The 14,539-nt window shown below is 62.1% G+C and carries 12 protein-coding genes; 6 read left to right on the forward strand and 6 right to left on the reverse strand.

Going from position 1 to position 14,539, the window contains the following annotated elements:
• Positions 1 to 9: 9 nt before the first annotated feature.
• The 5 genes from PPN31114_RS07105 to PPN31114_RS07125 form a co-directional block, all read right to left on the reverse strand.
• Complete coding sequence (locus tag PPN31114_RS07105; RefSeq protein WP_064675097.1) at positions 10 to 714, reverse strand: succinate dehydrogenase iron-sulfur subunit; 705 nt, start codon at positions 712 to 714, stop codon at positions 10 to 12.
• 12 nt (positions 715 to 726) lie between these two features.
• Positions 727 to 2,502 (reverse strand): succinate dehydrogenase flavoprotein subunit, encoded by a 1,776-nt coding sequence (gene sdhA, locus PPN31114_RS07110; protein ID WP_150678708.1) that lies wholly within the window; start codon positions 2,500 to 2,502, stop codon positions 727 to 729.
• Between the two features lie 3 nt (positions 2,503 to 2,505).
• Positions 2,506 to 2,871 carry a succinate dehydrogenase, hydrophobic membrane anchor protein gene (gene sdhD / locus PPN31114_RS07115; RefSeq protein ID WP_150678709.1) on the reverse strand — a complete coding sequence of 122 codons (366 nt, stop codon included), beginning with the start codon at positions 2,869 to 2,871 and terminating at the stop codon, positions 2,506 to 2,508.
• Position 2,872: 1 nt separating this feature from the next.
• Positions 2,873 to 3,286, reverse strand: coding sequence for a succinate dehydrogenase, cytochrome b556 subunit (sdhC, locus tag PPN31114_RS07120; protein WP_150678710.1), 414 nt, complete (start codon positions 3,284 to 3,286; stop codon positions 2,873 to 2,875).
• Between the two features lie 186 nt (positions 3,287 to 3,472).
• Entirely contained in the window at positions 3,473 to 4,315 is an 843-nt protein-coding gene (locus tag PPN31114_RS07125; protein WP_150678711.1) for a GntR family transcriptional regulator, read from the reverse strand.
• A 341-nt stretch (positions 4,316 to 4,656) separates the two neighbouring features.
• On the opposite strand from PPN31114_RS07125, the gene PPN31114_RS07130 reads away from it, so the two are divergent.
• The 6 genes from PPN31114_RS07130 to PPN31114_RS07155 all read left to right on the forward strand — a co-directional run bounded on the left by PPN31114_RS07130 (position 4,657) and on the right by PPN31114_RS07155 (position 13,124).
• The gene (locus PPN31114_RS07130) at positions 4,657 to 5,640 is read left to right on the forward strand and encodes a malate dehydrogenase (protein WP_150678712.1); all 984 of its coding nucleotides are present in this window, start codon (positions 4,657 to 4,659) and stop codon (positions 5,638 to 5,640) included.
• Positions 5,641 to 6,177: 537 nt separating this feature from the next.
• Positions 6,178 to 6,654, forward strand: coding sequence for a hypothetical protein (locus PPN31114_RS07135; RefSeq protein WP_150678713.1), 477 nt, complete (start codon positions 6,178 to 6,180; stop codon positions 6,652 to 6,654).
• A gap of 177 nt (positions 6,655 to 6,831) precedes the next feature.
• Complete coding sequence (acnA, locus tag PPN31114_RS07140; RefSeq protein ID WP_150678714.1) at positions 6,832 to 9,540, forward strand: aconitate hydratase AcnA; 2,709 nt, start codon at positions 6,832 to 6,834, stop codon at positions 9,538 to 9,540.
• A 179-nt stretch (positions 9,541 to 9,719) separates the two neighbouring features.
• Positions 9,720 to 11,207, forward strand: coding sequence for a DNA-3-methyladenine glycosylase 2 (locus PPN31114_RS07145; protein WP_150679202.1), 1,488 nt, complete (start codon positions 9,720 to 9,722; stop codon positions 11,205 to 11,207).
• Positions 11,204 to 11,779: a methylated-DNA--[protein]-cysteine S-methyltransferase gene (locus PPN31114_RS07150; protein ID WP_150678715.1), complete on the forward strand. Its 576-nt coding sequence runs from the start codon at positions 11,204 to 11,206 to the stop codon at positions 11,777 to 11,779. Before PPN31114_RS07145 ends, PPN31114_RS07150 begins: the two co-directional genes overlap by 4 nt.
• Before the next feature lie 166 nt (positions 11,780 to 11,945).
• Positions 11,946 to 13,124, forward strand: coding sequence for a DUF2863 family protein (locus PPN31114_RS07155; protein WP_150678716.1), 1,179 nt, complete (start codon positions 11,946 to 11,948; stop codon positions 13,122 to 13,124).
• Positions 13,125 to 13,233: 109 nt separating this feature from the next.
• Here the strand turns inward: PPN31114_RS07155 and trmB are convergent, their stop codons facing one another.
• Entirely contained in the window at positions 13,234 to 13,959 is a 726-nt protein-coding gene (gene trmB / locus PPN31114_RS07160; RefSeq protein WP_150678717.1) for a tRNA (guanine(46)-N(7))-methyltransferase TrmB, read from the reverse strand.
• Positions 13,960 to 14,539 lie beyond the last annotated feature (580 nt).

The raw sequence follows: 14,539 nt of genomic DNA on the forward strand, positions 1-14,539 counted from the left end.
GATCAATAGTTAGACGGCGCGACGCACCATCAACTCCTTGATCTTACCGATGGCCTTCGTCGGGTTCAGACCCTTCGGGCACACGTCCACACAGTTCATGATGGTGTGGCAGCGGAACAGTCGGTACGGGTCTTCCAGGTTGTCCAGACGCTCGCTCGTCGCCGTATCGCGGCTATCCGCGATGAAGCGATACGCTTGCAGCAGGCCAGCCGGGCCGACGAACTTGTCCGGGTTCCACCAGAAGCTCGGGCACGACGTCGAGCACGATGCGCACAGAATACACTCGTACAAGCCATCGAGCTCATCACGCTGTTCGGGCGACTGAAGGCGCTCCTTCTCCGGTGCCGGCTCGGGGTTGATCAGGTACGGCTTGATCGAGTGGTACTGGTTGAAGAAGTGCGTCATGTCGACGATCAAGTCGCGAATGACGGGCAGGCCCGGCAGCGGCTTCAGAACGATCTTGTTCGGCAGATCCTTCATGTTGGTCAGGCAGGCCAGACCATTCTTGCCGTTGATGTTCATCGCGTCCGAACCGCACACGCCTTCGCGGCACGAGCGGCGGAAGGCGATGCCTTCATCGATCTTCTTGAGCTTGACCAATGCGTCGAGCAGCATGCGCTCGTGACCGTCGAGTTCGACCTCGTAGGTCTGCATGTACGGTGCGGCGTCCTTGTCCGGATCGTAGCGGTAGACTTCGAAAATGCGTTTCATGATCTTGCGAATCCCTTAGAACGTCCGCGCCTTGGGCGGAACCGAGTCGACGGTCAGCGGCTTGAGTTGCACCGGCTTGTAATCCAGACGATTGCCTTCGCTGAAGAACAGCGAGTGGCGCATCCAGTTAGCGTCGTCGCGTTCCGGATAATCGCTGTGCGCGTGTGCGCCGCGGCTTTCCTTACGGGCTTCGGCTGCGATCATGGTGGCCTTGGCCACTTCGATCAGGTTGTCGACTTCCAGCGCTTCCATACGCGCCGTGTTGAACACCTTCGACTTGTCCTTCAGGTGGACGTGCGAGACGCGCTCGGCCACTTGCAGAATCTCGCCCACGCCTTCCTTGAGCAGGTCGGCGGTACGGAACACGCCAGCGTGCTTCTGCATGGTCGCGCGGATGTCGTTGGCGATGTCTTGGGCGTACTCGCCCGAGCTCGAGCCATCGAGACGGCCCAGACGTGCCAGGGCGTTCTCGCCGGCGTCGGCGGGCAGCGGCTTGTGGTCGCCGTGATTCTTCACGAAGTCGACGATGTGGTTACCGGCCGCACGGCCGAACACCACGAGGTCGAGCAGCGAGTTCGTGCCCAGACGGTTCGCACCGTGGACCGACACGCACGAGCATTCGCCCACTGCGTAGAAGCCGTTGACCGGCACCGAGCTGCCTTCCTTCTGCACCACGACCTGGCCGTGGTAGTTCGTCGGAATACCACCCATCTGATAGTGGATGGTCGGCACGACCGGGATCGGTTCCTTGATCGCGTCGACGTTGGCGAACTTCAGCGCGATTTCGCGAATCGACGGCAGACGCTTCATGATCGTCTCCGCACCGATGTGCGAGAGGTCGAGCAGCACGTAGTCGCCGTTCGGACCGCAACCGCGGCCTTCCTTGATTTCCTGGTCCATCGAACGCGACACGAAGTCACGCGGCGCCAGATCCTTCAGCGTCGGTGCGTAGCGTTCCATGAAGCGCTCGCCGTTCGAGTTGCGCAGAATACCGCCTTCGCCGCGCACACCTTCGGTGATCAGCACGCCCGCGCCGGCCACGCCGGTCGGGTGGAATTGCCAGAATTCCATGTCTTCGAGCGGAATGCCTGCGCGCGCTGCCATCCCCAGACCGTCACCGGTGTTGATGAACGCGTTGGTCGAGGCGGCGTACACACGGCCGGCACCGCCGGTCGCGAACAACGTGCACTTGGCTTCGAGCAGGTAGACTTCGCCGGTCTCGAGTTCCAGCGCCGACACGCCGAGGACATCGCCCTCTTCGTTACGAATCAGGTCGAGCGCCATCCACTCCACGAAGAAGTGGGTCTTGGCCGCGACGTTTTGCTGATACAGCGTGTGCAGCAGCGCGTGACCGGTACGGTCGGCAGCCGCGCAAGCGCGCTGAACCGGCTTCTCGCCGTAGTTGGCCGTGTGGCCGCCGAACGGGCGCTGATAAATCGTGCCATCCGGGTTACGGTCGAACGGCATGCCGAAGTGTTCGAGCTCGTACACGGCGTTCGGTGCCTGACGGCACATGAACTCGATCGCATCTTGGTCGCCGAGCCAGTCGGAGCCCTTGATGGTGTCGTAGAAGTGGTAGTGCCAGTTGTCTTCGCTCATGTTGCCGAGCGAAGCGCCGATGCCGCCTTGGGCAGCAACGGTATGCGAACGGGTGGGGAACACCTTGGACAGCACGGCCACCGACAGACCGGCCTTGGCCAGTTGCAGCGACGCACGCATGCCCGAACCACCTGCGCCCACGATGACAACGTCAAAGCGGCGGCGCGGCAGCGAATTTTTAATTGCAGCCATTCTTTACACTCTCCACAGAATCTGCGCGGCGTAGCCGGCACAAGCCAGCAGCCAGACGATCGTCAGTGCGTACAGCGCCAGTCGCACACCGACCGGCTTGACGTAGTCCATCCACACGTCGCGCACACCGACCCACGCGTGATAGAACAGCGCGAGCAGCGTAACGAACGTGGCCAGCTTCATCCACTGATGCGAGAAGATGCCAGCCCAGCCTTCGTAGGAGAAATCCTTGGCGAGGAAGAACCACACCAGCAGGATCACGGTGTACACGGCCATGATGACCGCGGTCATGCGCTGCGCAATCCAGTCGCGCAGCCCGTAGTGGGCGCCGACGACCAGGCGCTTGGAACCGATATTGTTCTGTGCCATCTTAGAACGCTCCGAACAGCTTGAGGGCGACGGCCAGCGTCAGCACGAGCGACACGACCAGCACGACCACGGCCGAGTTCTTGCCGCCTTCTTTGCTCACGGCGTCGTGGTTGAAGTCCATGCGCAGGTGGCGCACGCCAGCACAGAAGTGCTGCAAGAAGCCCCACGACAGCGCAAGGATGACGAGCTTGGCAAACCAGTTGGAGGCGATGCTTCGCAGAACGTCGAAGCTGAGTTCCGATGTCAGGCTCTGTTCGAACAAGTACAGTGCGAACGGCAACAACAGGAACAAGATCACACCGCTAATACGGTGCAGGATAGACACGATACCAGCCAGCGGGAGACGGTACGTGACAATCTGTCCGATACCGATATTCCTGTAGACTGGCCGCTCTTTTTTTACCACTTCAGCCATGCTAGACCCCATGTAGTTACATCAGCCCCGGATTTTAGCGCCGTTTCTAGTGCGTTGCACCATCACGGTTCCCAATGACCCGGAAATTCCCTGCCAACGGCGCACGACACGCCGCCCCTCATGCCTCCGGCCATCAGGCGTTTGCCGGCCACGACGCCAGCCAACACCCTCGACCGCCCTACCCTCTCAACTTAATTCGTTCTGGTAATGATGTTCCGTGGTGACATACCAACCCCGGCGCACTTCCACCGGTTTGTCTCCATAAGTGTAGGAGACGCGCTCCACACTCAGCAGCGGGAACCCCTTCGGCACCTTGAGCAGATCCGCCGTCATGTCGTCTGCGGCCACGGCGCGGACTTTTTCCACGGCGCGAATCATGCGCGTACCGAATTCGTCTTCGAAGAGCCCATACATCGGCCCCTTGTATTCATTAAGCTTCTCCGCCGTCAGGCCGCGAAACAGCGTGCCCGGCAGCCAGATTTCGTCGAGCACCGTGGGACGGTCCGAGAAATCCATCATGCGGCGGATTAGAATCACCCCGTCACCAGCGCGCAGCTCAAGCTGACGCGCGATCTCTGCCGGTGCGCGCATACGGCGGCACTCGATCAGGCGGCTGGGAGGATGGTGTTGTTCGCCCGAATCGGGCGCGAGACGCAAAAACCGGAATTGCACCCGGTCTTCATGGTGAGTCGCGACAAACGTGCCGCGGCCCTGACGGCGCACGAGCAGGTTTTCGGCCGAAAGCTCATCGATGGCTTTACGCACCGTGCCCTGACTGACCTTGTAGCGGCCGGCCAGATCGACTTCACTCGGAATGATTTCGCCGGGCTTCCATTCGCCGGCTTGAAGGCTCTGGGTAATGAGCCCTTTGATCTGCTGATAAAGCGGACTGAACGTGGGCGACGCACTTGCCGCAGCCACGCCCGACGGGCCCTGAGGTGCCGGTGCGGCGTCACGCGCGCTGTCCGGCCGCTGCGGGGCATCGACAGGCGGCGTGGTGTTGGATGTGTCGCGAACGTTCGCATTCATGGCGGGGATTTGACCACAAATCAAGACCTTCGTCCATCGAATAACAGCAATAATCCTATGTCTTATATAAGACATAAGATAGAGTTGACATTCAGTGTGGCGACTCCTACACTGGCGCGGGCTAATAGGGGCCTGCGCAGCCGCAGCACGGCTATCTTATAAGAGAGTCCGGCGCTTCGCACATATCGCTGGCAGCATACCCCGCAGCCCGTAAGCTTCCGTAGGTCAAGGAATTTTAGAAGCTTCATGTGACGCGGCGCTGTCAGCCTGGCAAAAAGCCACCCGGACGGCGAGCTTACCTTGAGCTTCGCAGGAATTTGTACACGTCTGGAGAGATTCTCATGGCAAAACCCGCAATGCGTGTCGCCGTCACCGGCGCCGCTGGCCAAATCGGCTACTCCCTGCTGTTCCGCATCGCTAATGGCGACATGCTCGGCAAGGATCAGCCCGTCATCCTGCAACTGCTCGACCTCCCGCAAGCTCAAGCCGCCGTCAAGGGCGTCGTGATGGAGCTCGAAGACTGCGCCTTCCCGCTGCTCGCCGGCGTGGTGGTGACCGACGACCCGAAGGTCGCCTTCAAGGATGCCGACGTCGCGCTGCTGGTCGGTGCCCGTCCGCGCTCGAAGGGCATGGAACGTAAGGACCTGCTCGAAGCCAACGGCGCAATCTTCACGGTGCAAGGCAAGGCCCTGGACGAAGTCGCCAAGCGTGACGTCAAGGTGCTCGTGGTCGGTAACCCGGCCAACACGAACGCCTACATCGCCATGAAGTCGGCTCCGAACCTGCCGAAGGAAAACTTCACCGCGATGCTGCGTCTGGACCACAACCGTGCCCTGTCGCAAATCGCCGCCAAGACCGGCAAGCCGGTCGCCAGCATCGAAAAGCTGGCCGTGTGGGGCAACCACTCGCCGACGATGTACGCCGACTACCGCTTCGCCACGATCGACGGCCAGAACGTCAAGGCCCTGATCAACGACGACGTGTGGAACAACGACGTGTTCCTGCCGACCGTCGGCAAGCGCGGCGCCGCCATCATTGAAGCCCGTGGTCTGTCGTCGGCTGCTTCGGCTGCCAACGCTGCCATCGACCACATCCATGACTGGGTGCTGGGCACGAACGGCAAGTGGGTCACGATGGGCATCCCGTCGGACGGCTCGTACGGTATTCCGGAAGACGTCATCTACGGCGTGCCGGTCACCTGCGAAAACGGCAAGTACAAGCGTGTGGAAGGCCTCGAAATCGACGCCTACTCGCGCGAAAAGATGAACATCACGCTCAATGAGTTGGAAGAAGAGCGTGCTGGCGTAGCACATCTGCTGGGCTAATCCCCTCGGAGACCTCGGCCCCAAGCGCTGCCATAAGCATCGCGGGGGGCCGAAACAGCGCCGGCGGCACACCCCCATGTCGGCGCGACTCATCCGATCGAAGGATTATTCCCGAAACGGATCAGCAGAAGCACCCCCGCAGTCACGACGTTTCGCGTATCGTCAGCGCATCCCCCGGCGCATCCGATAAGCGACTCAGAGAGCGAATTTTTGGCCAAGCGAATGCAAATCCTCAAAGCCGCCGCAAGCCTGCCGCACCCGACCCCGGGCGCCGGTACGCCGATGGCAGCACTGGATTCCGGCACTTTCTCCGCTTCCGCGCCTTGCCAGCGTTCGTTTCGCCAAGTATCCCGCCCGCCTCACACCTCGCAGGCCCATTCCGCACCGCAACACCAACATCAGCGACGCCGGTCCACACCGCCGCCGCCGACTGCGTTTGCCCGTGCCGAAATGAAAAAATTTGTATGGTGATGCCGAAGTACGCAGACTTCGTACGATAATCTGCGCTTTCGATTTCTTACCGACTGGAGACTCACCATGAAGAAGCTTTGCCTGACCGCGCTGGTCGCCCTGTGTTCCGCAGCCATGGTGCCGGCGGCATTTGCTGCTGATGCGTCCACCACGACGACCAAGAAGGCGGCGCCGAAGAAGAAAGCCCCGGCCAAGAAGAAAGCTGCGGCGGCTGCGGCACCGGCACAACCGGACGAAGGCTCGGAACTCTGGAGCTGCAAAGAGAACAACAAGCTGTACATCAAAGGCGACATGAAGCGCGACCAGATTCTGACGATGTTCTGGGAAGGTCGTAATTACAAGCTGCCGCGCCAACAGACGACGACGGGCGCCGACCGCTTCTTCGACGCTGCGAGCGGCCTCGATCTGGTCGTGATCCCGACCAAGGCGATGCTGTTCACGCACCGCGATGGCGGCAGCCGTCTGGCTGACGAATGCATGACGCAAGCGATGTCGGATCAGAACAAGCTGGCCCCGACGCAGTCGGTCGAACTGCTGAAGTAAGACGTCTCGCGCACAAGAGACGCATGCGGCACCAGCCCCTTTCCTGTTGCACCGCAATTGAGAAGTACCGGCGCGAGCGCGGATTCACGGCATTCACAGCCTTGAATTCGCACGACGCCGGCCCCCACTAAAAGTATCAACACCGCTTCGTTTTTCTGTATCACTCAAGGAAAGATCATGGCCCACAACCTCCACAAAACGCTTAAAGAGTTCAAGCTCAGCGGCGACAAGAAAGGCAAGTTCTACTCGCTGCCCCAACTGGGCAAAGCCCTGGGTGTGAACGTCGAACGCCTGCCGGTGTCGATCCGTATCGTGCTCGAGTCAGTGCTGCGCAACTGCGACGGCAAGAAAGTGACGGAAGAGCACGTCAAGCAGCTCGCCAACTGGAAGCCGAATGCCGATCGCGTCGACGAAATTCCGTTCGTCGTGGCGCGCGTTGTGCTGCAAGACTTCACCGGCGTGCCGCTGCTGGCCGACTTGGCCGCGATGCGTAACGTCGCCGAGCGTCAGGGCAAGAACCCGAAGCGTATCGAGCCGCTGGTGCCGGTCGATCTGGTGGTCGACCACTCGGTGCAGATCGATCACTTCCGCGAGAAGAAAGCGCTCGACTTGAACATGAAACTGGAATTCCAGCGCAACAACGAGCGCTACCAGTTCATGAAGTGGGGGATGCAGGCGTTCGACACGTTCGGCGTCGTGCAGCCGGGCTACGGCATCGTGCACCAGGTGAACCTGGAATATCTGGCACGTGGCGTGCACAAGAAAGACAACGTGTTCTATCCGGATACCCTCGTCGGTACCGATAGCCACACGACCATGATCAACGGTATTGGCGTGGTGGGCTGGGGCGTGGGCGGTATCGAAGCCGAAGCCGGCATGCTCGGCCAGCCGGTGTATTTCCTGACGCCGGACGTCGTCGGTGTGGAACTGACGGGCCGCCTGCGCGAAGGCGTGACGGCAACCGACCTCGTGCTCACGATCACCGAAATGCTGCGTCGCGAGAAAGTCGTCGGCAAGTTCGTCGAATTCTTTGGCGAAGGTACGGCCAGCCTGGCGCTGCCAGACCGCGCCACCATCGCCAACATGGCCCCGGAATACGGCGCCACGATGGGCTTCTTCCCGGTCGACGAAAAGACGATCGACTACTTCCAGGGCACGGGCCGCACGAAGGCCGAGATCGACGCCTTTGCGTCGTACTTCAAGGCCCAGAAGCTGTTCGGTATTCCGAAGACCAACGAAATCGATTACACGAAGACGCTCACGCTGGATCTGGGCTCGGTGGCCCCGTCGCTGGCTGGCCCGAAGCGTCCGCAAGACCGTATCGAAATCGGTCACGTGAAGTCGACGTTCGCCGACCTGTTCACGAAGCCGACGGCAGAAAACGGCTTCAACAAGACGACCGAACAACTCGAAACGACGTACCAGACGGCCAGCGGCATCGACGTGAAGAACGGCGACGTGCTCATCGCTGCCATTACGTCGTGCACGAACACGTCGAACCCGAGCGTGCTGCTCGCCGCCGGTCTGCTGGCCAAGAAGGCCGTGGAAGCTGGCTTGAAGGTGGCCCCGCACATCAAGACGTCGCTCGCCCCGGGAAGCCGCGTGGTGACCGAGTACCTCGAAGCGGCGGGTCTGCTGCCGTACCTCGAGAAGCTGGGCTTTGGCGTAACGGCGTACGGCTGCACGACCTGTATCGGTAACGCTGGCGATCTGACCGCCGAACTCAACGATACGATCACGAAGAACGACATGGTCGCGTCGGCCGTGCTCTCGGGCAACCGTAACTTCGAAGCGCGTATTCACCCGAACATTCGCGCCAACTTCCTGGCCTCGCCGCCGCTGGTCGTCGCTTACGCGATCGCCGGTAACGTGACGCGCGACCTGATGACCGAGCCGGTTGGCAAGGGTAAGGGCGGAAAGGAGATCTTCCTGGGCGACATCTGGCCGACCAGCGAAGAAATCCACAAGCTGATGAAGTTCGCGATGAACGCCAAGGTCTTCAAGGCCAACTACGACTCGGTGAAGGAACCGAGCCCGCTGTGGGCGAAGATCAAGGGCTCGAAGGGCGAGGTCTACAACTGGCCGACGTCGACGTACATTGCCGAGCCGCCGTTCTTCGACGGTTTCGCCATGGAACCGAACGCCGACATCAAGCCGGTGAACGGGGCGCGCGCCCTGGGCGTGTTTGGTGACTCGGTCACGACCGACCACATCAGCCCGGCGGGTTCGATCAAGGAAACGTCGCCTGCTGGCAAGTGGCTGCTCGAGAACGGCGTGCTCAAGGCCGACTTCAACAGCTACGGTTCGCGTCGCGGCAATCACGAAGTGATGATGCGCGGCACGTTCGCCAACGTGCGTATCAAGAACCTGATGATTCCGGCCAAGGAAGACGGTTCGCGCGTCGAAGGCGGCCTGACGATTCACCAGCCGAGCGGCGAACAGCTGTCGATTTACGACGCCGCAATGAAGTACGTGGCCGAAGGTACGCCGACGGTCGTGTTCGGTGGCGAAGAGTACGGCACGGGCTCGTCGCGTGACTGGGCAGCCAAGGGCACGCAACTGCTGGGCGTGAAGGCTGTGATCGCGCGCTCGTTCGAACGTATCCACCGCTCGAACCTGGTCGGCATGGGCGTGCTGCCCCTGCAATTCAAGGGCTCGGACAGCGCACAATCGCTCGGCATCACCGGCGAAGAGACGTTCGATATCGAAGGCCTGAGCGCCGATATCAAGCCGCAACAAGACGTCACGCTGGTCATCCACCGCAAGAACGGCGAAACGCAGAAGGTGGAAGCCCTGCTGCGTATCGACACGCCGATCGAAGTGGATTACTACAAGCACGGCGGTATCCTGCCGTTCGTGCTGCGTCAGTTGCTCGCGGCTGCATAAGCGGCATCAGCGACATCTCGCAGATGGACTGACCGGCGACGCTTCGGCGTTACCGGTCAGAAGACAAAACCCGGCTTCGGCCGGGTTTTGTCGTTTTGGCTGTCATGTCCGAAAATGACTAGCGACGGCGAGGCCCCGCGCGTAAAGTGACATCCATACTTTCGCCGCCCTCCCCGACCATGACGCTCGACCCCGAAGTCTGTTACAAAGCCGTCTCGGCCCGCGACCGCCGCTTCGACGGGTGGTTCTTCGTCGGCGTGTCCTCGACGGGCATCTATTGCCGCCCCGTGTGCAACGTGCGCACGCCCCGCTTCGAGAACTGCTCGTTCTATGGCAGCGCCGCCGCGGCCGAAAAGGCCGGTTACCGCCCGTGCCTGAAATGCCGCCCCGAACTCGCCCCCGGCATCGCTCGCTTCGACGCCACGCGTGAACTGGCCGACGCCGCCGCCGCGATGATCGACGAAGGCTTTCTGAACAGCGCCGACCTCCCCGCCCTCGCCGCGCGCATCGGCATCACGGAACGCCACCTGCGCCGCATCTTTGCCGACGAATTCGGCGTCTCCCCCGTCGAATACGCCCAAACGCAGCGCCTGCTGCTCGCCAAGCGCCTGCTGACGGATACCGCGCTGCCCGTCACCGAAGTGGCGCTCGCGGCTGGCTTCGGCAGCGTGCGGCGTTTTAATGGGCTATTCAAAACCCGCTACGGTTTCGCCCCGGGTCGCTTGCGCCTGAACGCCCGCCACGCGGCTATCCCCGATGGCGACCTCGTGTTTCAACTCGCTTATCGCCCGCCCTTCGCATGGGACGCCCTGCTCGACTTTCTCGGCGACCGCGCGATCGAAGGTGTGGAACTGCGCGAAGGCGATACCTACACGCGCACGCTGCGCATCGCACGCGAAGACGGCCAGACACTCGTCGGCTGGTGCCGCATCCGGCCGTTGCCGGATCGGCATGCGCTGCAAGTAACCTTGCCGCCATCACTTGCTGGCTGCGTGCCGCAAGTGCTCGGCAAACTTCGGCATCTATTCGATCTCGGTGCCCGCCCCGATGTGATCGATACCCATCTCGGTACGCTCGCGAACGCAACGCCCGGCCTGCGCGTGCCCGGCGCGGTCGATGGCTTCGAAATTGCGGTGCGTGCCATCGTCGGCCAGCAAATTACGGTGAAGGGGGCAAGGCGCCTGTTAGGACGGCTCGCGCAACGCTTCGGCACGCCGCTGACGACGCCTGTCCATGGGCTGACGCACACGTTTCCGAGCGCCGCACAAATGCTTGCGGTGCCCGTCGACTCGCTCGGTGAAGCCGGTATCATTCGCAGTCGTATCGCCGCCATTCATGGCGTTGCGCGCGCCATCGTCGAAGACGGACTCCGTCTGGACCCATTGGCGCCCCCCGAAGCCACGGTGAAGGCCTTGCTCGCCATCAAAGGCATCGGCCCCTGGACAGCGCAGTACATCGCGATGCGTGCGCTGGGCTCGCCGGACGCCATGCCGGTCGACGATCTGGTGCTGCGACAGGCGTTAGGTGTGCCTGACGGGCGCGCCGTCGCCGAACGCGCGGCCCAATGGGCCCCGTGGCGAGCCTACGCGGCGCTGCATGTCTGGCGCGCAGCGGCGCAGGGACCGGCAGGGTTGCCGGTCGTCTCATTGCAGGAGGTTTGTGTATGACACGCGTGAAAGCACTTTATGAAGCCCTCTACGACAGCCCGCTGGGCGAGATGCTGCTGGTCTCGAACGGCGATGCACTCACGGGCGTCTATTTCTCCCGCCAGAAGTATTGCCCGGACGACGACGCGCAGCGTCGCGACGGCGCCGACGTCACCGTCCTGACCGACGCGATGCAACAACTCGACGAATACTTTCACGACGGTCGCCGCGCGTTCGATCTCGCACTGGCCCCTGAAGGCACGCCGTTTCAGCAAAGCGTTTGGGCCGAGTTGTGCCGCATTCCGTTCGGCGAGACCCGCAGCTATGGCGACCTCGCCCATGCGCTCGGCGACGCCAACAAATCGCGCGCCGTAGGGGCCGCCAACGGCCGGAATCCGATCACGATCATCGTGCCCTGCCACCGCGTCATCGGCGCGGACGGCACGCTCACGGGCTACGCCAGCGGCGTCGAGCGCAAACTCGCCCTGCTCTCGCTCGAAGGGGCCGCACTCGCCGCCGTCGACGCCAAACGCAACGCCGCCACGGCCCGCACGCGACTCTCTGCGCCTGCGAATCTCGCTTTCGATTTCTGATGTCGCACTTTGGCGGGCGGCCCATGCGCCCGCCGAAATCCGGGCAATTTGTGCCGCATAGAGCGCATATTCACGGCATTCCTGCGCATTGCGCGCCACCGTCCCCTCAATCGCGTTGCCGCATGCCGTACAATCGTGAGTTCATGTGTTTCTGCTTCGCTCGACTATGCGCTCACGCACCGCCAAAAGACTGACTCCCGACGCCGAAAAGCTGGTCGGCCACGCGCTCGCGCTCGCTGCCTCGGGCAGCCGTATCGAAGACCGCTTTTGGGAAGCCCAACTCGACACGCTGCTCACGCGCGTGCTGCGCACCGGCAACCAACCGGCCATCGACGCTGCGCTCGACCATCTGCAAGCCAATCACAGCGAGGCCTACGGCGCGCTGGCCGATCTGATCGAGTCGCAAAGCGAATCGGCGGAACCGGAAGCCGAAGGCCAGACGTGGGACGGCCTGCTCATCGCGATTCCCATTCTCGCGTGGACGCGTTATGCGATTCCCTCGGGGCCGGTGAAAGACGACGCATTGATGCCGATCCGCGCGCACCTGCACGCGCACGTGCTGGCGGATACGGCACGCGTGGCCATCTCGCCGTATCTCTACAGCATCGATCAGTTGCCGCGCACGCACTGCGAGTCGTGGAAGGTCACGCAACAACTCGTACGCGCCGCCGTCGACAATGCCGAGGTGAAGCACCCCGGTAACGATTTGCCCGAGACGGCCCCGATCCTCGCCGATCCGCGTTTCCTGCTTGCCGCTGTCGTTGTGCCGAAGGGCACGCCGATGTTCCGCTGGCAAGAGGAAGACGCGCGTCATGCCGAACGCGGTCAATGCCAAGAAGCATGGACGGCACAAGGCGGCCCGAATTTGAACGCCCTGCTGCCGGGCTGCGAGATCGAGTGCCTGCTGCCGGACGCCTATTACGCGAGCTGCCGCGAAGCTGACGAACGCATTCGTCCGCACACGATTCGCACGGCGCTGCGCTATCTGGAAGACGTGCTCACGCTCACGCCGACCGAGTTGCGTGCCGTGGTCGCAGGCTTCGGCGAGCAAAACATCGACGAGTACCGCATCGGCTTCACGCAACGTGGCAGCAACGACGTGATTTATGGCGTGGTGTGGCCGCTGTACGGACGCGAGAACGGCGAAGTCGAAGGCGGCGCACTCGATGAAGTGACCGACCTGCTCAAGGCTTGCGGCGTGACGGAAATTCGCAAGCATCCGGGGCGTTTCGATCCCGAGTATTGCGACGATTGCGGCGTGCCGCTGTATCCGGACCCGGTCGGTGAGATCGTTCACGCCGAGATGCCGGAAGACGCCGAGCCGAGCCGCCCGCACTTCCACTAAGCGGGCACTGCGCGCTACGCGCGTGCGATGCCGGTGACAAAACAAAGGCCATGCGCACCTCACGCATGGCCTTTGTCATTGCAGCGGTTCGCTGGCGTGCTTGCCGGCGCTAGTCCTGCTTATCGTCGTGCCCGCCGTCCTGCTGATGGTCGTGCTTGTCTGTGCTCGGCAGCGTCGCCACACAGCGATGCAGCGAATGTCCCGACGCGAGATATTTGCGCTCGAACGGCGTGACCGGTGACTCGGGCGTCCAGACCTCGACCGTGGGCTTCACGCCCGAGAGCCATTCGACCGCCAGCGCAAACTCCTCGACGTAGACATGCCAGTTGCTGCGGCATTCCAGCACGCCACCGAGCGCCACGATCGCCGGAAACACTGCATGCCCCTGCCAGCGGCGCGACAGTTGTCCGATCTTCGGCCACGGGTTCGGATAAAGAATGTAGTGACGCGCGGGGCGAATACCGGCATCGAGCAACTGCCGCCAGAAGTCGACGAGATCTGCGCGCACCCACACAAAATTCTCCGGCCACGTCTCGCCCCACCAATCTTTGCCGCGCACGATGCGGCTCTCCGACTGATCGATGCCGATAACGAAGTGATCGGGAAATTGCGTCGCGAGATGCAGCGTGCTTTCACCGACACCGCATCCTGCATCGATGATGAGCGGCGGCGACCCTGCGGCGCGCCAAACGGCAATCGCCTTGTCGAACGCCGCCGCACTGTACGCGGCGAGCGGCTTGCGGAAGGTGGCATCGCGATGCCGCGCCACGAGCTCAGCGAGCTTGTCGTGCGGGCCGGGCTGTGCGCTGGCAACGATGCGAGAGTTGGCAAACATACGAAGAAAAGCGAGTAGTGAGAACGCACACATGGCACGCGTTGCAATGAAACGGGCGCGCCAAGTGGTAACAAAACGTGTCGGTGAGCGCCGAGCATCGACATCGTGCCGCAGCACAAAACGCGAAATACACGCGGAAAAACCGCCGGTATTCGAGCGATTGCGCGGCGCCCATCGATGCCACAATCGCGGTCCTTTGCGAAAACACGCGATCGAGATCATCGCGGCACAACGACGCATCGGCACCGCAAGCTACGTCGCGAAGCAGCCGCGAATTCAACACGTCGCAAGCGAAAAGCACGCGCGAAGCCAGTGCAATACGGCCTGCATTGTAGCGCGCCGTAACTTTCCGGAATTCGCAGCACATGCTGGCGCGCCCGTCTTTAGGGCGTCAGCGACATTTTTTCGGTTAAGATTGAACTCGCTTTCGCCGTTGTCTTTCAAATAGCGGCCAAGCCTCTTCGCGAGCGTTACGCCTATAGAGCTCAGGTCATGAGTCATCGCGCGTACGCATTGCTCCGCAGCAACATGCCAGAGCATTGCCGCCGTACTTCTGTGTTCGCGTCAGTTTGCGCCCAAG

It is taken from the genome of Pandoraea pneumonica, assembly GCF_902459645.1.
Lineage (GTDB): Bacteria > Pseudomonadota > Gammaproteobacteria > Burkholderiales > Burkholderiaceae > Pandoraea > Pandoraea pneumonica.